This window comes from Plesiocystis pacifica SIR-1 (assembly GCF_000170895.1).
GTDB classification, from domain to species: domain Bacteria; phylum Myxococcota_A; class Polyangia; order Nannocystales; family Nannocystaceae; genus Plesiocystis; species Plesiocystis pacifica.
The window spans coordinates 17,335-43,757 of record NZ_ABCS01000063.1 but is presented as its reverse complement, the minus strand read 5'-3'; the positions used below and the strand labels follow the sequence as shown (position 1 = coordinate 43,757).

The window sequence follows — 26,423 nt, the reverse complement described above, 5'->3', positions numbered from 1 at the left end:
GATTCGTGGGTCGTGCTCAGCCATGGGACCTCCGGTTGCGGGCGAGATCGCCGTCGAGCTCGGCGAGGGCCGCGGCGACGTGGGCCCGGGCCTTGCGCAAGCGCGACGCGATCGTGTTGGGGCTGGCGTCGACGAGCTCGGCGATCTCGCGCGCGCTCATGCCTTCGATCTCCGTGAGCACGAAGGCCGTGCGTGGCCCTGGGTCGAGCCCTGCGAGCGCCGCCTCGATGGTGCGCAGGAGCTCGCGGTCTTCGATGCGTCCCTCGAGGGCGGGGTCTCTGGGCTCGGGCAGCGCCTCGATCTTGCGCTGGTGGCGGGCGCTCCGGCGGCGGTGGTTGGAGGCGACGCGGCGGGCGATGCCGTAGAGCCACGACCGCGGCGAGCGGCCGTCCCAGTCGGCGAGGCGCCGGTGGACCACGACGAACACGTCCTGGACCGCGTCCTCGACCTGGTGCTCGGGCACGCCGAAGTGCAGCTGCAGGCGCCAGACAAAGGCGAACTGCGCGCGGTAGAGCGCCTTGAACTCGTCGCTGAGGGCGCTAGCCGCTGGGGTGCCGCGGGCCATCAGGCCAACCATGCCCGGCTCGGCGGAGATTCGTCATGGGGGGCTCAGGGAAAACGCACATCGACCGCGACGAGGCCCCGGGCGCCCACGGGGGCGAGGCGTTGGACGACGAGCTCGTTGATGCGAAAGCCCCCGCGGACGAGGCTGATCGGGGCGGCGAGGTCGAAGCCCACGGCGACGCGCGGGGAGGCGACCCAGCGCAGGCCGGCGCCCGGCGTCAGGGTGACCCAGGGCAGCGCGGCCTCGCGCGGGTCGGGGGTCGGGTCCACGCCGACGCCCCGCGTGGCTCCAGCCTCGACGCCGGCGCACAGCGGGAACTCCAGGGTCCGCCAGCTGGGCACGCCGCAGCCGTGGGCGCCGACGAGGAAGCTGTCGAAGCGGACCCGGTTGTCGCTGGGGCCGACGCTGGCTGCGAGCTCCCTGGGCGGCATCCACAGGCCGAGCAGGTCCACGCGCCAGCGCCCGCTCGCCAGCGCCAGGTCGAGGCCGAGCTGGGTCGTTGCCGCGTCGACGGGACCGAGGCCGCCGCCGATGCGCACGCCGACGCTGCCGCCCAGCGGGCTCGGGCCGCGGGCGTCGCCGGAGCGGGGAGGCCGTCGACGCTCGCGCGGTGGGGGCTCTCGAGCTGGTTCGAGCGTGGTTGGTTCTACGGGCAGCTCGAGCGCTGGCTTGGGTTCGGGTGCGAGGGCTGGCTCTGGCTCGGGGACGAGCTTGGGTTTTTGGACGGGCGCCGGCGCTGGCGGATCTTCGCGGGCGTCGAGGGGGCCGACGTGTTCGGCCGTCTCGACGGGATCCAGGGCGACCGCGATGACCAGCGTGGCCGCGCGGGTCAAGGAGCCGCAGTCGGGGCCCTGGAAGCTGCGCGCGTCTCGATCGTCCCCGCGCGCGAACGCGAGCTGGACCTCGTAGCCCCCATCGGGAAGGGCCTCGAGGGCCCCCGTGACCCGCAGCTGCTCGGGCAGCGCCTCGGCGACGGCGGGCGGCACGAGCAGCGCCGGCATCATCGCCTGGAGCCCTTCGACGACGACCTCGCGGCCGGGGCACTCAGCGGCGCTCGACCAGTCGAGGGCGAGCATCGGAGCCTCCGCATCGCCCGCATCGCCGCGCTCCAAAGGCGCGGGCGAGCCGAGCCCGAGCGCGAAAGTAGCGAGGAGGAGCACGCACGCGGCTTAGCGCGCTGTCTCCGCCCTCGCAAGCGCTAGCCTCGCAGGAGCTACCCCGGTTGAGATTACACAGCTTCGCGCCCGAGCGGCCTGAGGGACCGGCCTATCCCCAGGTCTGCTCGGCGAGGCGGCGCGCCTCGGGTCCACCCATGAACACCACGCTCGAGCCCGCTTCGAGGCGCAGGTCGTCGTGGGGGTGGAAGGTCCACGAGTCGGCCTGGGCGTCGCGTACGGCGACGATCAGCACGCCCTCGAGGTCGTCGCGGCGCAGCTCGCCGATGCTCCGGCCGAGGGCCTTGGCGCCCTCGACCATGGGCACCTCTTCGACGCGCAGGCGCTTGTCCTTGTCGCGCAGCATGGTGTCGAGGAAGGACACGGCGTCGGGGCGGATCAGCTCCGAGACCAGGCGCAGGCCGCCGATCATGTTGGGCGAGACGACGGCGTCGGCCCCCGCGCGGCGCAGCTTCTGGGCCACGCGCAGGTCGGTGCAGTGGGCGACGATGCGCAAGCTCGAGTGGAGCATGTGCGCGGTCACGGTGATCAGCAGGTTGTCCTTGTCGCCGGCCTCGGCCGCGCACAGGCCCCGGGCGCGGTGGATGCCGGCGCGCTCGAGCACCGCGTCGTCGGTCGCGTCGCCGATGACCACCGGGCAGTCGATCTCGAGCTCCTCGAGCATGCTCCGGGCCGCGACCTCGTCGTCGGCCACGAGCAGGAAGGGGCGCTCGGTCGCCTCGAGCTCGAGCAGCATGTGGCGGGCCGTCGGCCCCGCGCCGCAGATGATGAAGTGCTTGTCGATGGCGTTGATGGAGCGCCGCATCTTTCGCCTCCAGAGGATCCGGTCGAGGTTGCCCTCGACGATGAAGGCCGTGAGGTTCGAAAAAAAGTACACGAAGCTGCCCACGCCCACGACCAGCAGGGCCATGGTGAACAGCCGCCCGCCGGTGCCGAGGTCGATGATCTCCCCGTAGCCGACGGTCGTCAGGGTGATCATGGTCATGTAGACCGCGTCGACGAAGGTCGCGTCGCGGCCGCCCATGATCGCGTAGCCGACCACCCCGATGCCGAACACCAGGGCGATCAGCCCGAAGGCGCGGGCGAGCCCCTGGCTCTGCTCGTCGAGGTGCTTGTTGTCGAGGGTCGGCATGCCCGGCGCCCGGGCATTGTACGGCGCCCCGCTCCGAGTCAGCTCCGGCGGATGTAGACGCGCCCTGGTCGGCGGGCAGCGAGCGCGGGGACCTGGGTCTGGGCCGGCGTGGCCGCGGGGGGCAGGGCGACGGCGCAGGGCTCGAGCACGATCGGGGTCATGTCGAGGGAGAAGCTCGGCAGGCCGTGCTCGCGGCGGCTCGGCGGGCAGTGGAGCAGCTTCGAGGTCACCCCGGAGTAGAGCCGGACGGTGTCCATGCCGGCGCGGGCGGGGCTTGGGCGAGGCGCGGCGACGCGGGGGCGAGGGGGCGCGTCGAAGCGCTGGGTGGTCGCGCCGCGGGAGCGCCTGGACTGGGCGCCCTGGGCCGCGCGGGCCCGGGCGAGTTGATCGTCGAAGTCGTCCGCAGCCCCGAGCTCGAGACCGCTGCGGCGCAGCAGGAGCAGGGCGAAGACCGCGAGCAGCGCGGTGATGACCAACATCGAGGGGAGCAGCGACTCGACGGCTTCGAGCATCGCTGGGCAGATGTGCAAGACAGGTGCCGAGCGCCCAGCTGTGGCGTATTGAAGCTCAAGGCCGACAGAGCGACGTTCAGGCGCGGTGGGGGGCGCGCGTTCGCTCGCGAAGGGCGCGGGGTGGCGAGAGCTCTCGCCAGCGCCTGGCTCCAAGGTGGCTGCGGTGGTCGAAGGTGCAGTCCGGCGTGGCCTGCCGATTTCGCGTCATTGGCAAGCATGGCTCGCATTCGAAGGGCAGCGGTGTGTCGATGGGAATGCTCCCTGGAATCATCATAGAGCGAGCGGGCAATTGGCAAAACTCGTGGTAGGCAATGAGTATGAAATTTCGAGCGACGGCATGGATGCTGGGCGTCGCGGGTTGGGCAGCAGGAGGCTGCACCATGACGAACCCGGACTTCTCCTACCAGGAGCTGGCGGGGGAAGACGCGGTCGCGGAGGGCTCCGAAGAGCGCGGAGACGAGGGCGAGGGGCGGATGAGATGGGCCCGGGCGCGGAGCAGGGCGCGAGCCCTGCGCGAGCTTCGAGCTCCAGTGCGTGCTCACGCAGGTCGCCGACCTGAGCCTCGAGCCCGGCGTGCTCGAGGGCCAGCGCTGCCAAAAGCCGGACTGCACGGGCTGCGGCGAGGTCGAGATCGAGTTCGGCTCGACCAACCTCGGCCCCTGCGTCGACTACCTCGAGCTGATCCCGGTCGTGCTCGCCGGCCAGAACATGACCGAGCTGTGCTTCGAGCTCGAGGGCAAGACCGTCATCGATGAGGACGACGACGACTGCTACTACGAGGCCGCGGCGCTGTCTTTGAACCAACCGGACAACGGTCCGATCTTCGCGGGCAGCAACAGCGAGTCGACGTGGAGATCGGGACGGACCCGTGGATCTTCCTGCTCGGCCAGGCCCGGGAGCTCCCCAGCTGCGGCGGCCCGCCCGAGGAGAGCTTGTCCTGGGCCATGGTCCGCCTGCTCAACCCCTGAGCGAAGCCCGAACGAAAAAGGGGAGCCCCCCTCGGGCTCCCCTTCGCGTTGGTCAGTCGGGCAGGGCGCCTAGCTCTGCTGCTCGACGGCCGCGGCCGCGACCTCGCCCAGGACCCGCTGGAAGCGCTTGGCGGCGCCGGCGGGGTCGGGCACGGAGCCCTCGGACAGGGCCGCCAGATCGTGGAGCAGCTCGAGCCACTCGGGCAGGCGCGGGTCGTCCTTGTTCTGCTCGGCCAGGGTGTTCGCGGCCTTGACGATGCTGTGCTCGGGGTTGAGCTCGAGGATGCGCGGCGAGTTGCCCATGCCGCCCATGCCGGGCTGGGCCATGCGAAGGATGCGCTCCATGTTGCGGCTCATCCCGCCGGCGGCGTCGACCAGGCACGAGGGCGAGTCGACCAGGCGCTTGGACGCCCGGACGTCGCGCAGGCGCTCGCCGAACACGACCTTGCCCAGGTTGAGCAGGGGATCGATGGGCGAAGCCTCGCGCTCGTCCTTCTTGGCCTCGTCGGCGTCCTCGGAGTCCTCGTCCTTGGCGTCGTCGTCTTTGTCGTCCTCGTCGGCCGCGTCCTCGAGCTCGCCCTGGGTCACGCTGCGGAAGGACTTGCCCTCGTACTCGGCGAGGCTCTGGAGCACCCACTCGTCGACGGCGTCGCTCATCAGCAGGACGTCCTGGCCCTTGGCGTTGACGGCCTCGAGGTGCGGGCTGTTGCGCAGGGCGGCCTCGTCGGGCCCGGCGATGTACCAGATCGACTTTTGATCCTCGGGCATGGCCTCGACGTAGGCCTTCAGCGAGACCAGGTCCTCGCCCTTGGCGACGCTGCGCCAGCGCAGCAGCTCGATGAGGTCCTTGCGCTGGCTGCTGTCGGTGTGCAGCCCCTCCTTGATGACCGGGCCGAACTCCTTCCACAGCTTGGCGTAGGTCTCGGCCTCGTCGCTGGCGAGCTCGGCGAGCAGCTTGAGGGCCTTGCGGGTCAGCTGGCGGCGGATCGCCGACAGCGACTTGTGCTCCTGGAGCATCTCGCGGGACACGTTCAGGGGCAGGTCCTCGGAGTCGACCACGCCCCGGATGAAGCGCAGGTACTGCGGGAGCAGGCTGTCGCAGTTCTCCATCACCAGCACGCGGCGGGCGTAGAGCTGCAGGGACTTGCGGTCCTCCTGGAACAGGTCCGCGGGCGCGCGGCCGGGGACGAAGAGCAGGGCGTGGAACTGGATGGGCGCGTCGGCGGAGTAGTGGAGCTTGCCGAAGGGCTCGTCGCCGGGGAGCACGAAGCCGCCCATGACGTGCTTGTAGAACTCCTGGTAGTCCTCGTCTTCGAGCTCCGAGGGGCTCTTGGCCCAGATCGCCGACGCGGCGTTGATCTGCTTGGGCTCGGGATCCTTGTCCTCCCCCTCGGCGTCGACGATGCGCAGCTTGATGGGGTGGATGACGTAGTTGCTGTAGCGCTTGATCAGGTTCTGCAGGCGCCAGCGGTCGAGGAACTCCTTGGCCTCGCCCTTGAGGGTGATCTCGATGGAGGTGCCGCGGGCCTCGCGGGTGCCGGGCTCGACGGCGTAGCGGCCGTCGCCCTTGCTGCGCCAGATGATCGGCTCGCTCCCGGGCTTGCCCGAGCGGGTGTGGACCGAGACCTCCTCGGCGACCATGAAGGCCGAGTAGAAGCCGACGCCGAACTGGCCGATGAGGTTGACCTCGCCGGCCTCGCTGAGCTCGCCCTTGGCCTTCGCCTCCTGGATCTGCTTGAGGTAGGCCAGGGTGCCCGAGTGGGCGATGGTGCCGAGGTTCTGGCCCGCCTCTTCGCGGGTCATGCCGATGCCCGTGTCCTCGATGGTGAGGGTGTTGGCCTGGGCGTTGGCGGTGATCAGGATGTGCGGCTCGAGCTCCTTGCCGCCGAGCTCGCTGTCGACCAGGGCCTGGTAGCGGGCCTTGTCGAGGGCGTCGGCGGCGTTGGAGATCAGCTCGCGGAGGAAGATCTCGCTGTTGGTGTAGAGCGAGTTGGTGACGAGGTTCAGCAGCGCGGCGACCTCGGCCTTGAACTCATGGGTTTCGCTACTCACTGGGGTCTCTCCGTTGGACAATCGATTGGCGGGAGCGAGGGTAGAGGGGCGCGCAACCTAAAGTCGTTCGCCCCTGGGTCAACCCGCCCCAGCGTGTGAGGTGAGACAGTGAGGTGGCCCTCGTTGTCCAACCAAAACGAAGAGACCGGCCCACTTGGGACCGGTCTCGTCGTGGACCTCGCTCAGCTCAGATGAAGCTGGGGAGCTTGGGGCCCTGGTTGGCGTTCAGCCGGCGGTGCCACAGCTGGCCGCCGACGAAGCCCTCGGGACCGACGATGTGGTCGGTGAGCCGGGCGGTGACCTTGAAGCCGAGGTTGGCGATGATCTGCTGGCTGGGCAGCAGGTCCGCGGCGATCAGCGAGAACACGCTGGCGGTCTCGCGGCGCAGGAGCTCGTCGAGGAGGACCTGGGCGAGGAACTCGAGCACGGCCGGGTCGGTGTCCTTGGCGGCCCGCGGCGGGGTCATGATGTCGACCTTGGCGTGCCCGAAGGAGGAGTCCGTCTCGGCGCCGACCCAAAAGTCATGCTTGCCCTGCTTGCCGTGGACCGCGATGTCCGGGTGGAACATGCCGCGGCGGAAGGGCGCGTAGAGGGCGGGGCTGGCGTAGTCCTCGGCGACCTTGGACAGCCGGGCGACGTCCTCGACGATCTCCACGCTGAGGCCCCGGGGCTTGGTCAGGTTGGGCGACTTGGCCGAGAGGTTCGGCGCGGTCAGCTTGGGCGCGCCACCTTGGATGGGATCTCCGTCCTCGGTGTAGACCCGGCTCATCACGTAGGCGTCAGCCGTGCGGAAGTAGCCGGGGATCGCCCCCTCGCGGGAGAAGCCGACGCTGCGCCAGCTCTTGGAGTCCTGCTTCTCCACGACGGTGAACACCTTCTTGAGGCCCTCGGAGCGCGCGATGCGGTCGAAGAAGTCTCGCTTTTGCTGGTAGTTCCCGACGCGGTAGTCAAACACGCGAAGGTTGAGGTGCGGGCGGTTCAAGAGGAAGCAGAAGTCGATATCGCCGCGGCGATAGTAGTGCTCCTCGACCGGACCTGCAGGCGCAGTCGCCTGGACGGCCTGATTTGCCATGTGCTCTCCGTGGATGGGGTGGGCGCCCGACGGGTGTTCCGTGCGGTGAGTGGGCGCAGGTTCGTTCTCGACCAAATTTTGGCGAGACTGTCAAGGTGGATCGTTCGACGTTCGAGTCAAATGACCCTGTCTCGAGGGAGGGGTCCCCGAAGACCGAGGGGTGTCGTGGAGGGCGGCGAATCTCGCGCCGATCCCTCTGTGGTTCCGTGGCTGGCTCAGCCTCCCACTGTCCTGCGTCCAAAATCGCGCCAGGAGCTCGTTTGGGAGCGTTTCCCCAGTCCTTTGATGCGGCCGTTGGCCGGCGTTCTAGCACTACCATTGGCCATTTACGAACACAAGGTGTGTGTGCGATCTTTGGCCGCCGCACGCCTGGCGCAGGTCCCGTCGAATGTGCGCGAGCAACATGGGCTGGGGAACACGACACCACCGAGCGAGCGTCCACAGCGGCGTGAGCTGTCTAGTCCGAGCACCGGGAGTGAGCCAACGTCGGTCTTTGGACCGCGGCTCGGTCTTTGGAACGCCGACCTTGCTCGTGGGCGTGTTCGTCCTGGCCAGCGCGGGCTGCCGGCCTACCCATCCGCCCAGTGCGGGCTGTGGCAAGGACACGGACTGCAAGGGGGATCGCATCTGCGCCGAGGGCAGCTGCGTCGCGCCAGCGGCCGACGCCGAGGCGAGCGAGGCCGTCGCCGAGCCCGTCCCGGTGGCGCCAGCGAGCGCCGGCCAGGGCGAGCGCTGGTTTCGGGGCGGCCCGGGCCACGCGGGCGCGACCACGGCCGTCGGGCCCAAGACCGAGCCGAGCGAGCGATGGCGCGTGGACCTGGGCGCGGTGGTGTTCGCCACGCCGACCCTCGTGACGCTGCCTGGAGCAGGAGGCGAGGGCGACGCTGGGCGTGAGCTGGCCTTTGTCGGCAACCACGCCGGGCGCTTCGTGGGCGTGACCGTGGGCGGCCCCGAGCAGCCCGGCGGGGAGCTGGTCTTCGACCTCGACCTGGGCGGGCGCGTGTGGGGCACGGCGGCCCTGGCGGAGACCCGAGACAGCGCGCGGCTCTACGTCGGCACCGACGCCGACACCCTCTTCGCCCTCGATCCGAGCGCCAAGGGCGAGGCCGCCGTGGTCTGGAGCAAGGTCCTGGGCAACTGCGAGAACACGCGCTCGCCGGGCCCCGAGGGGGCGCGCTGCGACGTCGACGGTGGGCCCACGGTCGGTCCCGACGGCGATCTCTTCGTGGGCGCCGACGGGGTCTACCGGCTCTCGCCCACGGGGGAGGAGCGCTGGCACTGGCCGCCCCGGGAGGAGAAGGAGCGGCCCAAGCACGTGTTCTCGACCCCGGTGCTGAGCGCCGACGGGCAGCTGAGCTTCGGCGATCAAGACGGCCACGTCACCAGCCTCGACGCGGCCACGGGAGCGCAGCGCTGGCGCTACTCCGTGCGCGCGGACGTGGACGGCTCGGGGGTGCTGGGCGCCGACGGGGCGCTGTTCATCGGGGCCGACGACGGGCGCATCTACTCGCTGCGCTCCGACGGCAGCCTGCGCTGGAGCTTCGTCGCCCAGCGAGACATCCGCTCGAGCCTGGGCATCGCCGCCGACGGCACGGTCTACGCGACCAGCTTCGACGCCAACCTCTACTCGCTCGCGGCCAGCGGCGAGGTCAACTGGGTCCTACCCACGGGCGGGGTCGTCCACTCGTCGCCGGTCGTCGACGGCGACGGCACCATCTACTTCGGCTCCCAGGACGACCACCTCTACGCGGTCTCGGCCGAGGGCGAGGTGCTGTGGGCCGTCGACGTGGGCGCGGACATCGACAGCTCCGTGGCGATCACGAAGCAGGGCTGGATCGTGATCGGCTGCGACGACGGAAGCCTGCGCGCCTTCGGTTGATGGGGCTCGGCTTCGCCGCGGGGCTGCGCGGGGATGCGCCGGGCGCACAGGCCGCGCTTGCCCGCGACCGCTCCTCGTGCCACGTTGCGCGGCGTTTCATATGAGTGAAAATCAAAGCATCCATGCTGTCTTGCACGTCAACCCCGGGGGCTATGGCTTCGCGCAGCCCCTGAGCGGTGACGAAAAGCGCAGCGTGTTCATCCCGCCTGGATATCTGCGGGGGGCGCTCGACGGGGACGAGATTGAAGTCGTCGCCTGGGAGAGCGAAAAGGGGCTCGAGGGCCGGATCGAGGCCATCGTGACCCGCAAGCGCACGCGCATCGTCGGCGTGCTCGTCGAGTTTGGTGGTGGTTGGATCCTGGAGGTCGACGACCCGCGGATCATCTGGCCCGTGGTCTGCGTGGCCGGCCCCAAGGGCAGGAAGGGCAGCAAGGCCCCCCGCCCGGACATGCCGGGCATGGTCGTCGTCGCCAACATCGTCAACTATCCCGGCTCCCGCGACCCCGAGATCGAGGTCCAGGTCGAGCGCGTGCTCGGTGAGCCCGGGGCCCTCGAGACCGAGGTCCAAAAGATCCTGATCGACCGCCGCATCGAGGACTTCTTCGACCCCAAGGTCCTGGCCGAGGCCGCCGAGGTGCCCGAGATCGTCCTCGACGAGGACCTGGAGAACCGGGCCGACCTGCGCGGCCTGGCGTTCATGACCATCGACCCCCCCGACGCCCGGGACTTCGACGACGCCGTGTGCGTCGAGCTCCTCGGCGAGGACCCCCAGACCGCGGACTATCGCCTGCACGTGGCCGTGGCCGACGTGTCCCACTACGTGCAAGAGGGCACGGCCATCGACGAAGAGGCCCAGCGGCGCTGCTTCTCGACCTACCTCCCCGATCGCTCCATCCCCATGCTGCCGCCGGAGCTGAGCTCGCACATGTGCTCGCTGGTGCCCAAGCGCGACCGCCTGGCCATGGTCACGAGCATGCGCGTGAACGCGGCGGGGCAGACCTCGGAGCACGAGGTCCGCGCGGCGATCATTCACAGCCGCCGGCGCTTGACCTACGCCGAGGTCGCCGAGGAGCTCGAGGGCGCGGAGCAGCTGGGCAAGAAGGCCCGCGGGCGGGTGTTCGCGCTGCGGGCCTGCTCGGACCGGCTGCGCAACGCTCGGATGCGCCGCGGGGCCATCGAGCTCGACCTGGCCGAGGCCAAGGTGGTGCTCGAGGAGGACGACCGCACGCGGATCCGCGACGTGGTCAAGAGCCGGTCGAGCAAGTCCATGGCCCGGGCCTACAACCTCATCGAGGAGATGATGATCGCGGCCAACGAGGCCGTGGGCGCCCTGGCCGTCGAGCACGGCCTGCCCGCGGTGTTCCGCGTCCACGACCTGCCCGACGAGGAGAAGCTGACCACGCTGACGCAGGCGGCCCACATCCTCGGGACCAAGGCCGACCCCGAGCGGCTGCGCACGCCCCGGGGCGCCCAGAAGTTCCTCAAGCGCCTCGACGGCAAGAGCTTCGCGTCCGCCCTCAACATGCTCATGCTCCGGGCCATGGCCCAGGCCCAGTACGCCGTCGAGAACGTCGGCCACTTCGCCCTCGCGTCCCCGGCCTACGTCCACTTCACCAGCCCGATCCGCCGCTACCCCGACCTGATCTCGCACCGCGTGCTCAAGGCCTGGGTGGCCAAGAAGGGCGGCCCGGCCGGGCCCAAGGCCGTGCTCCCGCGCATGCCCGGGCGCGAGGCGAGCGAGGCCCAGGCGCTGCGCTCGAGCGAGCGCGAGCGCGAGATCAGCGGGGCCGAGCGCGAGACCCAGAACCTGTTCGCCGCGCTGTTCATGCGCGACCGCATCGGCGACCGCTTCGACGGCCGGGTGTCGGGCATGTCCCAGTTCGGCCTGTTCGTGCAGATCGAGAGCCCCTACGTCGACGGCATGGTCAAGGTCGCGGACCTCGAGAAGGACCGCAAGGAGCCCTACTACCGCGACGAGACCGGGGTGCGCATGGTCGGCGAGAAGAGCGGCAAGGTCATCACCGTGGGCGATCGCGTGGTCGTCGACCTGGTCGACGTGTCCGTGGGCCGGCGGCAGATCGACCTCTACCTCATCGACGTGCTGGGCTCCTGAGCGCGTCGACGCGGCGGGCGTACCAGCGGGCGTCGAGGTCGAGGCCCGCGCGCTGGCTCAGCTCGGTCAAGCTTCGCCAGCGGGCGGCGTGATCGAGGCCCCCTCCGTGGGCCGCGTCGAGCTTGCGCAGGCACACCGGGCACAGGCGCAGGGGCAGGTCGTCCACGCCCTGGAGGCTCTGGGTCGGGTTCATGACGCAGGCGAAGTGGACGCAGTGGCGCAGGCCAAGCAGGTGGCTGAGCTCGTGGCTGAGCACGCGCAGGGTGCGGGTGAGGATCAGGCGCTGGAAGGCCCGCGGGCGGTGGTCGACGCCCTGGGCGAAGCCGGGGTCGTAGCGCAGCAGGCTGTGCACGGCCACGCCGGTGTCGGGGTCGGCGTAGCCGTAGACCCAGCGGGCTCCGTCGGCGAACAGGTCCTCGTGGGTCAGGGCCATGAGCCGGCCGCAGCCCGAGGGGACCCGAGCCTCGAGGTGGGCGAGCAAGCTCGCGGCGTCGATCTGGCGCAGGCCGTCGAGCTCGCGGTGGGGCAGGCGCTGGAGCGCCTCGTCGGACATCGCGGGGAGCAGGCGCACGGGCACGCCCAGCCAGCGCGAGGCCCACTCGCCCAGGCGCTCGAGGGGCGGGCTGCGCACGAGGTAGAGCCGGTCCTGGGCGGCGACGAGGCCGTGGGGGAACTCGCCGATCGGCAGCAGGGCGACGGTCTCGCGGCCGGGTTCGATGGCGGGCGGCGACTCGGCCAGGAAGTCGTCGAAGCTCTGGGGCGGCTCGTCGCCCATGGGCAGGGCCATGGGCGCGGGGTCGTGGCCGCCGGGATCGAAGGGATCGAAGGGGCTGGGCTCGCCCGCCGGGTGGGCCTTGACGGGGAGCTCCTCGAGGGGCGTCGGGCTGTCTTTGGTCTCGGCCGTCGTGGCCGCAGGCGCGTCCTCGCACGCGCTCGCCAGCGCCAGCAGGGGGAGACTCAGGAAGCCGCGGCGCTGCATGCCTTCCCCAGTGTGCGCCCGGCGAGGGAGGTTCCGCTAGAGGTCCTCGCGCCGCGCCCAGCCGCGCTTGTCGACGCTGCGGACGTCCTCGACGGGCCCGAGCTCGTCGAGGTAGCGGGTCAGGCGGGCGAGCTCGCGGTCGTCGGGCTCGCCCATGAAGGGGTGGATGGGCACGAGGTTGGCGTAGCTGCGCTCGAGGCCCCGGGGCTTGTCGTCGACGAACAGGATCGAGGCCTCGTCGAAGCCCGTGCTCGACAGCTTGCGGATGTCCTTGACCCAATAGCGCCGGCCCCGATCGGGGTCGCGCAGGGCCGTGCACCGGCCGCGGCTGTAGATGAAGGCGAGGCGCGCGGGGTCGACGAGCATGGACGCGACGCCGCGGGCGTAGTCCGAGGTCGCCACGGTCCACAGGCCGACGCCGGCGAAGCGGGCGAGCACGTGGCGCAGGAACTCGGCCAGGCCCGGGCGCAGCCACACGCGGTAGGAGCCGAGGCGGCGGTGCGGGGGCCAGGGGAGCTCGCCCTGGGAGGGGCCGCGGGCGTGGATCAAGGTCTCGTCGAGGTCGAGGACGAGGAGCTTGGACCACCGAGCCTCGGGCGGCGCCTCGTTCACGGCGGCGCCTCGTTCATGGCGGCGCCTCGAAGCTGTAGACCCAGCGCAGGCTCGACGCGATGGCCTCGCCCTCGGGGGTCATGGCCGGCTCGAACTCGGCGTGCAGCAGGGCGTCGTGGGCGAGGGCGTCGCACTCGGGGTCGAGGCTCTGGCGGACGACCACGTCGGTCACGCTGCCGAAGGCGTCGACCTCGACGTGGAGCAGGACCGTGCCCGAGACCCCGCGCTCGACGCTCGCCGGGCACACGTAGGTGGGGATGGCGATGGGCGTGGGCAGGGGGGTCCAGTCGAGGGGGTAGGGGGTGACGGGCGCGGGGTCGGGGCTGGGGAGCGCAGGCTCGGGAGTCTGGGCCTGGACCTGGGGCTCGGTCTCCGCGGCCGCCAGGGTGCAGCAGCGGCCCCCGAGGCAGCGCTCGCTGTCCGCCGGCGTGCACACCACCGCGCCGCGGACCCACACGCTCTCCGTCGTCCGGCAGGTGCTCGTCGCCCGGCAGCCCGAGAAGGACACGTTGTCGTCCCCGGCCTGCTTGCAGCACAGCTCGCTGTGCCCGTCGACGGGCTCGGACGCGTCGCCCGAGGCTCGGCAGCCCATGCTCAGGGCGAGGGCGAGGGCGCCGCCGAGGGCGATGCTCCCCGCGCGTCCTCGACCCTTCCCTGCCCGGACCATCTCGACGCTCAGAACTCGACGGCGAGGCCGAGCAGGTAGGTGTCGTCCCCGACGACCATGGACGTGTCGGAGCCGAAGCCGTCGAGGCGGGAGAACTGCCACTCGCCGAACAAGTAGGTGTGGTTGATGCCCACGGCGCGGTCGAGCTCGAGGCCGGCGGCGCGCTCGATGAAGTCCAGGCGCAGCATCAGGCCGAGGTTGGCCTGCCAGCCCCAGGTCCCGCCGCGGCTGTCCTCGCCGGCCTCGTTGGTGGTGCGGTCGTTGCGGGCGCCCTTGGTGGCGATCCAAAACCCGTAGCCCACGCCGCCGCGGGCGTAGGGGACCAGGGGCACGCGCCAGCGGTCGGCCATGAGCTCGAAGCGGTAGCCGAGCAGCAAGGTGACGGGGATGACGCTGAACGCGGCCGAGTCCGCGCTGCTGCGGATCGTGGTCGCGTCGGCCGCGGGCTCGGTGATGATCGCGTCGGCGGTGTCGCGGAAGAAGCCGACCGTGGTCCCGATCGACAGCGGGCCGGCGAGGTCGACGAACTGCCACTCGAAGCCGAGCACGGAGTACAGGCCCTGCTTGGGCTGGTCGATGGCCACGCCCATGTCGTCGGTCTCGCCGAACACGGTCGCGTAAGGCCCCAGGCCCGAGCCGGCGCGCTGGTCGACGTTGGGCAGGTAGGGCCCAAACTTGATCTCGACGGCGAAGCGCTGGGGCGACTCCTCGCGGCCCTGGAACTCGCGCTCGCCGAGGTCGTCGGCCTCGTCGGACTCGCGGGCGAGGGCGTCGTCGTTGGGGGCGGGGCGCTGGCGGCTCTGGTCGTAGTCCACGTCGCCGCTGGGCGGGGTCTCCTCGGCGTACTGGATGTCCGCCGGGGGCGGGGTCTCCTCGGCGTACTGCAGACCCTCGGCGGGGTCCTCGGACTCGCCGTAGGGCAGCACGGGGTCGTAGCGCTCGTCGACGGGGGGCTCGGCGGGGCCCTCGACGCCCTCGGCGGGGGTCTCGGGCGGCGGCGGTGCCTCGCCCTCTTCGGCGGGGCCTTCCGGGCTCGCCTCTCCCTCGGGCTCGGTCGCGGGCTCGGTCGGCGGGGGAGGGGGCGGGGCCGCGAAGCAGAGCGTCGCGGCCAGGTGCGCAGCGATCAGGCTCATGCGCGCCTCCGCCGACGCAGGGCCAGGCCCGAGAGCCCCGTCAGGCCCAGGAGCCCAAACAGCCCGAGCAGCCAGCCCTGACCGTTTTGGTCTGGCGCCTCGACGACGCTGCAGGTCCAGCCTTCGCCGCACACGCCGGGTTGGTTTTCACACTCCTCCCACAGCCCGTTGGTCGGGACGGGCGTGGCCGTGAGCGCGGCGTCGGGGTGCACCGGGTTGCCGTAGGCGTCGTAGGCGACGACGAGGAACTGGTAGGTCTTGCCGTTCTCGAGGCCCTCGATGCGCGCCCGCTGGGTCGTGTTGGCGAGGTGCTCGGAGCACACGTAGCTCCAGTCGAGGTCGAAGATCGGGTCGGGCGGCTCGACGCAGAACTGGCCGTCGCAGACCAGGTCGCCGTTGCACTCGCCGTTGTCGCAAAAGCAGCCCAGCTCGCCGTCGTTGCCGCTGCAGCCCTCGTCCACGCACGAGCCGTCGAGGCACAGCAGCCCGTCGTCGCAGACGTCCCCGTCCGCGCACTCGCAGCCTTGGGTCCCGAGCTCGCAGTCGGAGGTGTCGGTGCCGTCGGTCGTGTCCGTACCGTCGGTCGTATCCGTGCCGTCGGTCGTGTCCGTGCCGTCGGTCGTGTCCGTACCGTCGGTCGTGTCCGTACCGTCGGTCGTATCGGTGCCGGTGTCCGTGGTGTCCTCGGTGCCGGTGTCCGTCTCGGTCTCGCCGCCGTCCGTGGTCCCGCCGCCCTCGGGGTCGTAGTCTGGCCCGAAGGGCCCGCCGGGGCACAGGTTCGCCTGGTTGAAGTAGATCTGGCCGAGGACGAGGTCGTCGACGGCGGGGTTGGGCGGGTTCACGCCGTTGTCGATGGGCTCGCCGTTCTCGTCGGCGCACAGCACCCGGTAGCCCGCGACGTCGGCCGTGGCCTGGTTGTCCCAGGTGATCTCGACGGCGCTGTCGCCCGCCTCGACGGAGAAGTTGGCCGGCGGGGTCAGGGGCGGGATGTAGTCGAAGTTGATGCCCTGGGGCGTGTCGGAGTTTTGGGTGTTGATGTTGACGGTGCCGTCGATGAAGAACTGCCCGGTGTTGCACTCATTGACGCCCGAGCACACCCAGATGCCGCCCTGGCCCTCCGCGGCCTCGCAGCCGCCGACGGGCACGGCGGTCGCGATGGACTGCTCCGCCTCGGCGCCGTAGGCCAGCCAGACCGGATCGAAGAGGTACTCGGGGCCGGTCTGGAAGGACTGGGGCAAGGTCGCGACCAGCTGGGCGCAGGGGGCGAACTGACCGATGCCCATGAGCGCCTGGGCCATGCTGCACTGCTGCCCGACGAAGACCTGGATCTGCTCGCTGTCGATGCTGTTCCCGGCCAGGCTGACCCGCGCGATGATCGACTGCCCGCACTCGCAGCGCGCCTGCCCGAAGAACTGCTGCATGTCCTGGGGCTGCATCTGCCGCGAGCGGTTGCCGTACTCGTCGGTCAGGAAGTAGGTGATCTGGAAGTCCTCGGCCGTGGGCGGGGCGGCCAGGGCCGCGCTCGGGCTGGCGGTGAGCGCGAGGGCGCCCACGACCAGGGCTGGGGCCAGGGCGAGGCCGCTGCCGAGGAGGCGGGCGGAGGTCAGAGGCGTCGCGCCCGGGCGGCGCGCCGATCGAAGAGCCGATGGCGACATCGTCGGGGGATTATGCAACGCAGGTGCCAGCCCGCCCAGGCCGGGATTGTGGTTGGAGCTCACTGCGCTGACGGCCCTCGGGGGCGCCTGGTGGGGCAAATCGACGGGATCGCCGCGTCTGGATGGACGGGCAGCCCGTCGCGCTGTCAGCGGGATCCCGAGGCTGTGCCACTTTGTCAACGCGGCCGCGGTCCTGCCCGCGTCGGTGGCGTACTCGGGCTGCCTGGCCCGGAGACGGACCGGCCAGGTCCTGGCGGCTGGGTGAGAGTGCGGGCGTCAGTAGATGAAGGGGATCATCCGGAACTTGGCGATCTTCGTGTACTGCACCCACAGCTCGCCGTACTTGGCCGCGCAGCGCTGCTCGTCCCGCCACGCGCGGTGCGGGAGCAGGCAGCACAGCCACAGCGGCAGGAGGTAGGGCACGATCGAGCTCAAGCCGGTGCACAGGGCGAAGGACATGTAGACCATGATCTCGCCGGTGTAGTTGAGCTTGCGGCCGATGCCCCACCAGCCGGAGATCAGCAGGCGGTCGCCGATGGTCTCGGCGGGCTTGCCCCAGATCTTCACGCTGCGGTCCTTCTTGAACCGATTCTTCTGGGCGTTGGACTCGCGGAAGATCCACAGCCCGACGACGTGCAGCGCGGCGATCAGCGCGACCCGGCTCCAGGGCATGGGCTCGGTCTGGTTGAGCACCCACCAGCCGCCGATGCAGTAGAAGAAGGGCACGAGCACGAGGTCGCCCCACAGCAGCATGAAGCCGAATTTTTCGGCGATCACGTCCCACATCGAGAGCACGTTGTCCTCGAGCCAGTAGTGGGAGAAGAGGTAGCCCCACCAAAACACCTGGTAGGCGATCATCTGCGGGGTCAGGTGGCCGAGGGCCTCGTACTGGGCGACGGCGAAGGCGACGTTGAGCACGCCCAGGCCGATGAGCGAGGGCTGGTAGGCGAACACCTTGAGGTCCACGCCCCACAGCGAGGGGTTGAGCTCGATGCCCAGCCACAGCCGCGAGAGCGGGCCGTGCTCGCGCAGCTCGGCATCGTCCTCGCCGGCCTTGGCCGCCTCGGCGAGCTTGCGCTTGCCCGCGCGGAACATCAGCGCGAGCCAGGCCAGGGTGATCAGGTTGGCGGCGACGAGCAGCGACCAAAACTCGCGCAGCAGCGGCGTGAGCGACCAGCCGAGGCGGTGCAGCACGACGAAGATCAGCATGTGCGTGGCCACGAACAGGGCCATGCCGTTCATCTTGTAGGTCAGCCGCTTGCCGCCCTGGCCCGTCGACGCGGGCAGGGGCTGCCCCTGGACCCTGGGCCCGGGCAGGAACTTGGTCAGCAAGAACAAGAGCACGATGAAGCCGCCGTAGGCCGCCAGGCCAAAGAGCACGCCCTCGAGGGTCACGGGTTCGCGGAGACCGTCCACGGCGCGATGATGGCCAAGTCGGTGCGGGCGCCCAAGCGGCTCGGCCTCGCTGCGTGATCTGGAACTCAGCTCGGCGTGACGGGGTCCTGCGCGGGGCCCGAGACCCGATCCCGACCTCAAATACTGGGGAAGCAGGGCGTTCTCGCCCTGTGCTCACGTACAGTGATTTCAGCGACCCCGCCGGGCTTTAACCCAGATTCCTGGCAAATCTCGCCCGAGGGGTCGGGGTCGCCTACACTCGAAGGCATGCGGACTTGGATTGCGAATGGACGGCGGCTCGTGGCACTTGCCGGCGTGGCGGGAGTGGGGGCTCTCGCGGCTGGGTGCGGGCCGGTGGGCCCGGCGAACCTCGAGGGGTTCGGCGACGACGACTTTGGTGACGAGCTCGACCCGGTCGAGCCCGACACGGAGACGGACACCACCGACGACTGGGAGGAAGAGGAGGACGCGGACTGGGGCGAGGAGGAGACCAGCGGGGGCGAGTGCATCAACGTCAGCCTCGGCGACGACTTCGAGCTGTACTGGAGCGACTACGTCGACGAGAGCTCCGGCGACGAGTTCCAGGCGATCTGCGGGCCCAACGGCAACGACTACGGCATCGTGTGGCGGGCCCCGGTCGGCGGCTTCTACGAGCTGGGCTTCTTCGCCGAGACCGAGATGGACCTGCACATCCTCGAGGGCAACGGCTGCGACAACGCGGTCCTCGGCTGCGTCGACTCGGTGTTCGGCGGCGGGGACGTGGTCGAGTTCGAGGAGGGGCAGTTCTACACCTTCGTCGTCGACGAGAGCTCGGGGCCGGGCTTCTTCGAGCTCTACGCCTTCTTCATCGGCGGCCCGGACCCGGACCCCGATCCCGACCCGGGCGACTGCCCCGACGGGGAGATCGGCGCCTTCCCCTTCGAGATCTTCGGCTCGACCGTCGGCGGCGGGAACAACTTCGGCTCGGACTGCAGCGGCTGGGACGCGCCCGACCGCACCTTCCTGTTCACCGCGCCCTTCACCGGGACCTTCGAATTCGACACCGCAGGCTCGAACTACGACACCGTGCTCTACGCCCTCGACGGGGTGTGCAACGGGCCGCATATCGACTGCAACGACGACTGGGAGGACCTCCAGTCGCGCATCATCATCGACCTCGAGGAGGGCCAGACCATCACCCTGGTCGTCGACGGCTACGGGACCTCGCAGGGCGACTTCGTGCTCACCGGGCAAAGCGACGACGAGCCGCCGCCGCCGCCTCCTCCGCCGCCGCCGACCCTGTGCGACGACGCCACGGTGATGCCCGCGGGGGTGCCCTCGGGCGTGACCTGGAGCTCCTTCCTCGAGGACGGGGACGTCTTCAACCAGTGCAGCCCCTTCCCCTCCGAGCGCGTGTTCAGCTGGAGCGCGCCCGAGGCGGGCAGCTACGAATTCAGCGTGTCCGGCGGGGTCAACCCCTCGGCGCTGGCCGTGCTCGGGGCGGACTGCGACTCGGCCAACGCCGAGTGCATCGACGACCAGGGCAACATCGTGCGCTCCCTGGCCGCGGGCGAGGAGGTGTTCCTGATCGCCGAGTGGGTGCCCGAGACGCCGGACACCATCAACGTCAGCGTCGACGTCGAGGGCGGCAGCCCCGACCCGGATCCCGACCCCGGCTGCGGCCAGGCCATCCCGGAGGGGGTGCCCACGAGCTTCTCGGGGACGACCGGGGGCCAGGGCAACGAGCACGAGGGCAGCTGCACCAACAACCCCTCGCCCGAGGCTGAGCTGTGGTGGACCGCGCCCGCCGACGGGAGCTACCTGATCTCCCTCGAGGGCTCGGCCTACGACACCTTGATGTACATCCGCGACGGGGGCTGCGAAGGTCCGGAGCTGGTGTGCAACGACGACACCGAAGAGGAGCTGTGGTCGTCGGCGGTGCTCGAGCTGAGCGCCGGGCAGGTCATCTCGATCTTCGTCGACGGCTTCAACGGCTCGGGCAGCTACGAGCTGAACATCACGGCGATTTGACGACGCGCAGCCCGAGCTCTCTTCGACGACGCGCGCGCGGCCTTCGACGCCCTGGCGGCCGAGGCCCACGGGCAAGCTGCCCACACGGGCAAGCTGGTCGTCGGCGCGGCGGCCTGGGCCTGAGCGCTATTCTTCGGTCGACAGGGAGTCGCCCTTGGTGATGTCGAACTTGGGCTTTTGGTTGGGGTCGCAGCCCTTGTCGAAGCCCTCGGCGTCGAACTCGGACTCGAGGTCGCCGACCTCTTCTTTCTTCTTGCCCTCGGGGGTGTGCTTGGCCTTGATGGTCACGGTGTGCTCGCCGGCCCGGGCGGGGGAGCAGTAGCTGAGCAGGTAGTAGCTGCGGGTCAGCTTCTCGATGCGCTCGCCGATGCTCTCGAAGGCGGTCTGGATCTCGCCGCTGTCCTTGGCCAGGGCCGTGCCCGACTTGCCGATCTTTTGCAGGTCGCCCTCGCTGAGCTCGGCGCCCAGGCCGATGGCGAAGACCTCGTAGGGCGTGTCCTTGACCGCGCTGAGCATCTCGTCCTCGGACACCCGCGAGGCCCGGTCGGTGCCGTCGGTGAACACCACGAGGGTGCCCAGGCGCAGGGGGTTCTTGGCCTTCTCGAGGCCCTCGTCGAGGACCTCGAGGCCCTGGACGATGGCGCCGTTGAGGTTGGTGCTCTTGTCCTTGGGCTGGAAGCCGGCGAGGGAGTTGGCCCGGGCCTCGGCGGCGCCCTCGGAGCCGGTGAAGTCGCTGATCTTGTGGATCTTCTCCTCGCCGTCGAAGGCGTAGATGGCGACCTTGTTGTTGCTCTCGACCTCGCTGGTGAACAGCAGGGCGGCCTCGGTGACCTTGGTCGCGTCGTCCGAGTCGACCACCGAGCCGCTCATGTCGATGAGCAGCAGGGTGTAGTGGGAGGCGGCGACCTCGGGGTTGAGGATGGTCTGCTGGCTCTCGAGCACGGACACGAGCTCGCCGTCCTCGTAGATCTCGAATTGCTCGGCCGTCATCCCGCCGACGGGCTCGCCCTTGCCGTCTTCGACCTTGAAGTACACGGCGACGTTGCTGGGCTTGTCGGCGGCGGTTTGGATCTGAGTCAGGGCCAGGCCGCAGCCGGTCAGGCCCAGGGTCGCGGAGGCCGCGATGGACAGGGACAGCGCGCTGTGAAGGAGGCGAGAGCTCGGCATCGCGGGGAGCATAGCGAACGCACCGTGCGCGCGGGATCCCCAATGCGCGCTGCTGCGAAAAGGGTAGTCTCAGCTACGCTAGGAGGCCCTGTGTGGGCGCGCCGATACACCCGAGCAGGAGCGGCGCGCAGCCCTTTCCAGCTAGGATCGAGGCATGAGTCGGTCCCACGCCACGCTCACCTTCGCCATGCTGTTTGCGACCGCCTGCGCGGCGGGGACCAGCGACCAGGAGACCTTCATGTCCGTGTCCGTCGACGACGACGAGGCCGGCACGGAGGACACGGAGACGGCGGGCACGGAGGTCGGCGAGGAGAGCACGGAGACCGGGACCGCGGGCGAGACGGACACGAGCACGGAGTCGGAGTCGGAGTCCGAGTCGGAGTCGACGGGCGCGGAGACCACCGAAGGCTCGACGGAGGGGACCTCCACCGAGGGCAGCACGGAGACCGGCGAGCCGGAGTGCACGCGCTCGCGCTACCGCTACTCGTTCAACAACGGAAGCTGGGAGGAGGTCCCCCTGAGCCAGGTGTGGACCGGGGCCAACGCGCCGCCGTGCAGCGTCGAGCCCCGCGGGGTCACCTACTTCGAGGAGTGGGACCAGCTGTTCGTATTCGGCGCCGACGACATGTTCTATCACCGCATCCAGGGCCAGTGGCAGACCCCGGAGCCGATGTCCGACAGCTTCGGCGTGATCGCGGGCCTCGACATCGACGACGCCGCGATGGTGCCGGAGATCAGCCCGCAGGAGCCGGCCCGGATCAACTTCTCCAAGCGACCGTTCAACTACATCTACGAGGTCTACGAGAACGGCAGCGCGGTCTACATGCAGACCATGGAGGTCGCGGACGCCCAGCCCCCTGGGGCGCCGCTGGCGAGCGTCGATCGCAACTGGGACGTGGCCTGGGCCGATCCGGCGCTCATCGGCCAGGATCCGGAGTGGCTGATCATCTACCTCCACCTCGACAACGACATGCTCTACCGCTTTGACGCGGGCTTCCAATGGATGAGCTGGCCGGAGCTCAGCAACCCGATCTTCACGGGGGACTCGAGCGAGCCCGACCCGGACGGGCTCGAGAGCGGGTGGGGGACTCGCTTCCCGCGGCAGGCCTTCTTTGTCGGCCCCTCGGGGCTCTGAGTTCTGCTCTACCCCCGCAGGCATCGGAGGACCGGGGCGCTTGTCGCTATCCGCTCCTCCGCTTTGGCTTGGTGGGCGATGGAGTTCGTGCCTCCAAGAGGGCGTGTGGTCGCCCCGCGCGAGCGGGGCGTGGATTTGTTGACAGCCTCCAAGTCCTTGGGGGCCCACCCTCGAAGACGGGCGTTGACTCGCGGAGCCCCGCGAACCTAAATTGGTGATCGTTTCCTCCGGGGGACTCGTCCATGCCGATCCAGTGCGATGTCCGTGGGTTCCCGTCTGGGGAGCCATACCTGTACGTGTCTGGCTCTGGCCGGCTCGCGGTCAGCGAGTGCGAGACCCTCGTCCGGCACGTCCGACTCCCGGAGTTCAGCGGCAAGCCCAAGATCTTGTCGTTCACGGCCAAGGGCACCGAATACCCCTCGGACGTCCGCAAGTACTTTCGCACGGTGACCTTCGAGTACCAGGCGTGGGCCAGCGTCGTCGACAGCGTGGTCGTCCGCGCGACCATCAACGTGTTGATGCGGATGGCGCCCGCCGGCCTCAACTTCAAGATGTTCGAGGACCCGGACGAGGCCTTCGCCTGGCTCGAGGCCGAGCCGTCGGCGGACGCGTCGTTTTAGCCCGCTCAGCAGGCTCTGCCCCCACAGGCGCCCCCGGTGCGGAGACGCTTGCGGGGGCAAGGCAGGCTCAGGGCGTGTCGGGGAAGAACTTCTCGTTCTTCTCCGCCATCTCGCGCAGCAGGTCGGGCGCGGCGTAGCGGTCGCCGTGGGCCTTGGCGAGGGCGTCGAGCTCGGTGACCACGGCGCGCAGGTCCTGGCGGTCGAGCCAGCCGAAGGGCCCGCCGGTGTTGGGCGCGAAGCCGATGCCGAAGATGGCCCCGACCTCGCCGTCGCGGGCGTTGCGGAGCACGCCACTGGCGAGGCACTGCACCGACTGCACGGCCTGGATGAGCATCAGCCGGCGGGCGAGGTAGTCGACCCCGGTGCGCTCGGGGGTGGTCTTGGCCAGCCCCTTCAGCCCGGACCACAGGCCCTTGCGGCGCCCGTCTTTGTAGACGTAAAAGCCCGCGCCGCCGGCCTTGCCGGGGCGCCCGTGGTCCTCGACGAGGGCGCGGATGAGATCCATGGCCGCGCCCTCGATGGTGGCCTCGCCGAGGTAGACCTTGCCCTGCTCGCTGGCCTTGAGGCCCAGGGTCAGGGTGACCTCGTCGAAGACCTGCAGGGGCGGGACGACCATGCCGGCCGAGCGCGCGGCCCACTCGACGAGCACGGGGTCGTGGCCCTCGGCGACCAGGCTCGCGCCCTCCATGATGTAGCTGGAGAACACCCGGCTGGTGAAGAAGGCGTAGCCGTCGTTGACGACGATGGGCAGCTTCTTGATGCGCCGGCAAAAGTCCAGGCAGCGGGCCAGGGTCCGCTCGCTGGTCTCGGGGCCCACGACGATCTCGAGCAGGGGCATGACCTCGACGGGCGAGAAGTAGTGCAGGCCGATGAAGCGGTCGGCGTGGGCCGAGACCTTGGCCAGGTCGCCGATCGGGATCGCCGAGGTGTTCGAGGCCCAGATGCCGTCCGCGCTGAGGGTCGGCTCGGTCTCCCTGGTGACCCGGTGCTTGAGGTCGAGGTTCTCGAACACGGCCTCGATGATGAGGTCGGTGCCCCCGTTGTCCGAGAGCGCGCTGAGCTCCAAGCTGGGCGTGAGCCGGTCGCGGATCGCCTGGCGGCCCGCGTCGTCGAGGTGGCGCTTGCGCTTGCGCAGCTGCGCCTCGAAGTGGGCGACGCCCTTGTCGAGGGCCTCTTGGTTGATGTCCTTGAGCACCACCTGGTAGCCCGCGTCGGCGCAGATGTAGGCCAAGCCGGCGCCCATCATGCCCGCGCCGAGGATGGCCACGCGCTCGATGCCGGCGGCGTCGCCCTCGGCCAGCTTGGGCAGCCCCTCGTGCTTGAGGGCGGCCTGGCGCGAGAACCACAGCGTGCGGATCATGTCCTTGCTCTGGTCGCCGACGACCAGGCCCGTGAAGTAGCGGGCCTCGACCTCGAGGGCGCGATCGAAGGCGAGGCTGAGCCCCTCTTGGATCGCGCTCAGGGCCGCCTCGGGGGCGACGAAGACCCCGGCGGTCTTCTTGCGCAGCATCGCCGACGCGGCCATGAACATGTTGCGCGCGTCGGGCGAGCCCGGCCGCGGGCCGCTGAGGGTGCCGCGGAATTTCTTCTCGTCCCAGGGCTGCTTGGCCTTGGGGTTGTCGGCGATCCACTGGGCCGCCGCGGGCAGCAGGGCGTCCTGGTCGGCGACCAGGGCGTCGACCAGGCCGGCCTTCTTGGCCTTGGGCGCGCGGAACTCCTTGCCCTGCAAGATGGCCTCGACGGCGGGCTGGATGCCGATCAGCCGGGGCAGGCGCTGGGTCCCGCCGCCGCCGGGGAGCAGGCCGAGCTGGACCTCGGGCAGGCCGAACTTGATCTTGGGGCTGTCCACGGCGACGCGGTGGTGGCAGGCCAGGGCCAGCTCGTAGCCGCCGCCGAGGGCGGTGCCGTTGAGGGCCGCGACCACGGGCACGCCCGCGGTCTCGATGGCTCGGTAGAGCTGGCTGAGGCTGCGGGTCGCGGCGAACACCTCGGCGGCGTCGCGCATCGCGTAGATCTTGTCGATGTCCGCGCCGGCGCAAAAGTCCTTGTGCGCCGAGGTGACGATGATGCCCTTTAGCCCTTCGCGGGGGCTGTCCTTGGGGCCCGTGGCCCAGGCCAGGGCGTCGCGCAGGCCCTCGCCGAAGGTGTCGTTGATGACGTTGACCTTGGGCATGGCCAGGGTCAGCGTGGCGATCCCCGTGGCGGGGTCGAAGCTCCCGCGGACCGCGGGGTTTTGGTGGCTTTGAAGCTCAGTCATGACGGTCTCCAATGTCTCCGCGGCCGCTCAGACGCGCTCGATGATGGTGGCCACGCCCATGCCCCCGCCAATGCACAGGGTCACGAGGCCGACGTTTTTGTCCTGCTCCTCGAGGGCGTCGAGCAAGGTGCCCAGGAGCATGCAGCCCGTCGCGCCCAGGGGGTGGCCCAGGGCGATGGCGCCGCCGTTGACGTTGACCTTGGCCGGGTCGATGTCGAACTCCTGCATGTAGGCCATGGGCACGGCGGCGAAGGCCTCGTTGACCTCGAAGAGATCGATGTCGCCGATCTCCATGCCGGCGCGCTCGAGGATCTTGCGGGTCACGGGGATGGGGCCGTCGAGCATGATCATCGGCTCGGAGCCGATGGTCGCCACGGCGCGGATCTTGGCCCGCGCCTTCAGCCCGAGGGCCTCGCCCTTGGCCTTGGAGCCGAACAAGATCGCCGCCGCGCCGTCGACGATGCCGGACGAGTTGCCGGCGTGGTGGACGTGGTCGATGCGCTCGACGCCGGGGTAGACGGGCTTGGTCAGGTGGTCGAGGCCGAACTGCTTGCCGATCATCTCGAAGGCCGGCTCGAGCTTGGCCAGGCCGGCCATGTCGGTGCCGGGCCGGGGGTACTCGTCGCGCTCGAGCACGGGCAGGCCGTTGCGGTCGACGACGGGGACCACGGACTTGGCGAAGGCGTCGCGCTCCATGGCGGCGGCGCACTTTCGTTGGCTGTCGACGGCGAAGGCGTCGACGTCCTCGCGGCCGAAGCCGCGGGTGGTGGCGAGCAGATCGGCGGAGATGCCCTGGGGTACGGAGCCGACCTCCCACTGGGTCTGGGGGTCCCAGATCGCGCCGCCGTCGCTGCCCATGGGCACCCGCGACATGCTCTCGACGCCCGCGCCGATGACCAGATCTTCGAAGCCAGCGGCGACTCGGGCCGCGGCCTGGTTGCAGGCCTCGAGGCCCGAGGCGCAAAAGCGGTTGAGGGTCACGCCTGAGGTCTCCTGGGCGTAGCCGGCCGTGAGCGCGGCGAAGCGAGCGATGCACGCCCCCTGCTCGCTGGTCTGCGTCACGCAGCCGGCGATGACGTCGTCGACGTGGCTGGTGTCGAGCGCGTTGCGATCGCGCAGGGCCCGGAGGGTGGTGGCGAGCAGGTCCACGGGGCGGACGGTGTAGAGGCTGCCGCTGGCCTTGCCCTTGCCTCGGGGCGTGCGTACGGCGTCGAAGATCATGGCTTCGGACACGACTGAACTCCTTGTTGGTGCGGCCAGGCGCGCAGGCGCGGGGCCGGGTGGGAGCAAAATGCTAAGCACGCTCAGCTTTTCCCGCAAGCAGC

21 protein-coding genes are annotated in these 26,423 nt (G+C 70.2%); 6 read left to right on the top strand and 15 right to left on the bottom strand.

From position 1 onward, the window contains the following. Window positions 1–16: 16 nt before the first annotated feature. The 4 genes from PPSIR1_RS26770 to PPSIR1_RS26755 form a co-directional block, all read right to left on the bottom strand. Complete coding sequence (locus tag PPSIR1_RS26770; protein WP_157596023.1) at window positions 17–565, bottom strand: RNA polymerase sigma factor; 549 nt, start codon at window positions 563–565, stop codon at window positions 17–19. A gap of 44 nt (window positions 566–609) precedes the next feature. Further along, the gene (locus PPSIR1_RS26765) at window positions 610–1,641 is read right to left on the bottom strand and encodes a hypothetical protein (protein WP_157596022.1); all 1,032 of its coding nucleotides are present in this window, start codon (window positions 1,639–1,641) and stop codon (window positions 610–612) included. A 190-nt stretch (window positions 1,642–1,831) separates the two neighbouring features. Further along, entirely contained in the window at window positions 1,832–2,872 is a 1,041-nt protein-coding gene (locus tag PPSIR1_RS26760; protein WP_006974325.1) for a potassium channel family protein, read from the bottom strand. Window positions 2,873–2,910: 38 nt separating this feature from the next. Next, on the bottom strand, window positions 2,911–3,384 hold the full coding sequence (locus PPSIR1_RS26755) for a hypothetical protein (protein ID WP_006974324.1): 474 nt from the start codon (window positions 3,382–3,384) through the stop codon (window positions 2,911–2,913). Between the two features lie 534 nt (window positions 3,385–3,918). Here PPSIR1_RS26755 and PPSIR1_RS26750 point away from each other — a divergent pair. Then, window positions 3,919–4,425: a hypothetical protein gene (locus PPSIR1_RS26750; RefSeq protein ID WP_045116809.1), complete on the top strand. Its 507-nt coding sequence runs from the start codon at window positions 3,919–3,921 to the stop codon at window positions 4,423–4,425. Here PPSIR1_RS26750 and htpG read toward each other — a convergent pair. Together htpG and PPSIR1_RS26740 are read right to left on the bottom strand one after the other, a co-directional pair. Continuing rightward, window positions 4,422–6,404: a molecular chaperone HtpG gene (htpG, locus tag PPSIR1_RS26745; RefSeq protein ID WP_006974323.1), complete on the bottom strand. Its 1,983-nt coding sequence runs from the start codon at window positions 6,402–6,404 to the stop codon at window positions 4,422–4,424. The genes PPSIR1_RS26750 and htpG overlap by 4 nt on opposite strands. Before the next feature lie 187 nt (window positions 6,405–6,591). Continuing rightward, window positions 6,592–7,476, bottom strand: coding sequence for a hypothetical protein (locus tag PPSIR1_RS26740; protein WP_006974322.1), 885 nt, complete (start codon window positions 7,474–7,476; stop codon window positions 6,592–6,594). A gap of 475 nt (window positions 7,477–7,951) precedes the next feature. Between PPSIR1_RS26740 and PPSIR1_RS26735 the strand changes: the two genes are divergently transcribed. Both PPSIR1_RS26735 and PPSIR1_RS26730 read left to right on the top strand, forming a co-directional pair. After that, entirely contained in the window at window positions 7,952–9,355 is a 1,404-nt protein-coding gene (locus tag PPSIR1_RS26735) for an outer membrane protein assembly factor BamB family protein (RefSeq protein WP_157596021.1), read from the top strand. 130 nt (window positions 9,356–9,485) lie between these two features. Then, window positions 9,486–11,468 carry a ribonuclease R family protein gene (locus PPSIR1_RS26730; protein ID WP_006974320.1) on the top strand — a complete coding sequence of 661 codons (1,983 nt, stop codon included), beginning with the start codon at window positions 9,486–9,488 and terminating at the stop codon, window positions 11,466–11,468. Here PPSIR1_RS26730 and PPSIR1_RS26725 read toward each other — a convergent pair. The 6 genes from PPSIR1_RS26725 to PPSIR1_RS26700 all read right to left on the bottom strand — a co-directional run bounded on the left by PPSIR1_RS26725 (window position 11,446) and on the right by PPSIR1_RS26700 (window position 17,930). Further along, entirely contained in the window at window positions 11,446–12,447 is a 1,002-nt protein-coding gene (locus PPSIR1_RS26725) for an archaemetzincin (protein ID WP_006974319.1), read from the bottom strand. The two genes, PPSIR1_RS26730 and PPSIR1_RS26725, sit on opposite strands and share 23 nt — an antisense overlap. A 36-nt stretch (window positions 12,448–12,483) precedes the next feature. Further along, on the bottom strand, window positions 12,484–13,059 hold the full coding sequence (locus PPSIR1_RS26720) for an HAD family hydrolase (protein WP_006974318.1): 576 nt from the start codon (window positions 13,057–13,059) through the stop codon (window positions 12,484–12,486). Between the two features lie 13 nt (window positions 13,060–13,072). After that, the gene (locus PPSIR1_RS43885) at window positions 13,073–13,726 is read right to left on the bottom strand and encodes an energy transducer TonB (protein ID WP_006974317.1); all 654 of its coding nucleotides are present in this window, start codon (window positions 13,724–13,726) and stop codon (window positions 13,073–13,075) included. An 8-nt stretch (window positions 13,727–13,734) separates the two neighbouring features. Beyond that, a complete protein-coding gene (locus PPSIR1_RS26710; RefSeq protein ID WP_006974316.1) occupies window positions 13,735–14,859 on the bottom strand; it encodes an MXAN_2562 family outer membrane beta-barrel protein in 1,125 nt (374 codons plus the stop codon). Further along, window positions 14,856–16,514: a hypothetical protein gene (locus PPSIR1_RS49580; protein WP_198154616.1), complete on the bottom strand. Its 1,659-nt coding sequence runs from the start codon at window positions 16,512–16,514 to the stop codon at window positions 14,856–14,858. Before PPSIR1_RS49580 ends, PPSIR1_RS26710 begins: the two co-directional genes overlap by 4 nt. Window positions 16,515–16,790: 276 nt before the next feature. After that, window positions 16,791–17,930: a phosphatidylethanolamine N-methyltransferase family domain-containing protein gene (locus tag PPSIR1_RS26700; RefSeq protein ID WP_006974314.1), complete on the bottom strand. Its 1,140-nt coding sequence runs from the start codon at window positions 17,928–17,930 to the stop codon at window positions 16,791–16,793. Between the two features lie 333 nt (window positions 17,931–18,263). On the opposite strand from PPSIR1_RS26700, the gene PPSIR1_RS26695 reads away from it, so the two are divergent. Continuing rightward, window positions 18,264–19,919: a hypothetical protein gene (locus PPSIR1_RS26695; RefSeq protein WP_006974313.1), complete on the top strand. Its 1,656-nt coding sequence runs from the start codon at window positions 18,264–18,266 to the stop codon at window positions 19,917–19,919. 126 nt (window positions 19,920–20,045) lie between these two features. Here the strand turns inward: PPSIR1_RS26695 and PPSIR1_RS26690 are convergent, their stop codons facing one another. After that, a complete protein-coding gene (locus PPSIR1_RS26690) occupies window positions 20,046–21,086 on the bottom strand; it encodes a VWA domain-containing protein (protein WP_157596020.1) in 1,041 nt (346 codons plus the stop codon). Window positions 21,087–21,240: 154 nt separating this feature from the next. On the opposite strand from PPSIR1_RS26690, the gene PPSIR1_RS26685 reads away from it, so the two are divergent. After that, window positions 21,241–22,221 carry a hypothetical protein gene (locus PPSIR1_RS26685; protein ID WP_006974311.1) on the top strand — a complete coding sequence of 327 codons (981 nt, stop codon included), beginning with the start codon at window positions 21,241–21,243 and terminating at the stop codon, window positions 22,219–22,221. Between the two features lie 296 nt (window positions 22,222–22,517). After that, window positions 22,518–22,841: a hypothetical protein gene (locus PPSIR1_RS26680; RefSeq protein ID WP_006974310.1), complete on the top strand. Its 324-nt coding sequence runs from the start codon at window positions 22,518–22,520 to the stop codon at window positions 22,839–22,841. A 67-nt stretch (window positions 22,842–22,908) separates the two neighbouring features. Here the strand turns inward: PPSIR1_RS26680 and PPSIR1_RS26675 are convergent, their stop codons facing one another. Further along, window positions 22,909–25,098, bottom strand: a complete 2,190-nt coding sequence (locus PPSIR1_RS26675) for a 3-hydroxyacyl-CoA dehydrogenase NAD-binding domain-containing protein (RefSeq protein ID WP_157596019.1) — start codon at window positions 25,096–25,098, stop codon at window positions 22,909–22,911. A gap of 27 nt (window positions 25,099–25,125) precedes the next feature. Then, window positions 25,126–26,331: an acetyl-CoA C-acetyltransferase gene (locus PPSIR1_RS26670; protein ID WP_006974308.1), complete on the bottom strand. Its 1,206-nt coding sequence runs from the start codon at window positions 26,329–26,331 to the stop codon at window positions 25,126–25,128. Window positions 26,332–26,423: the final 92 nt, after the last annotated feature.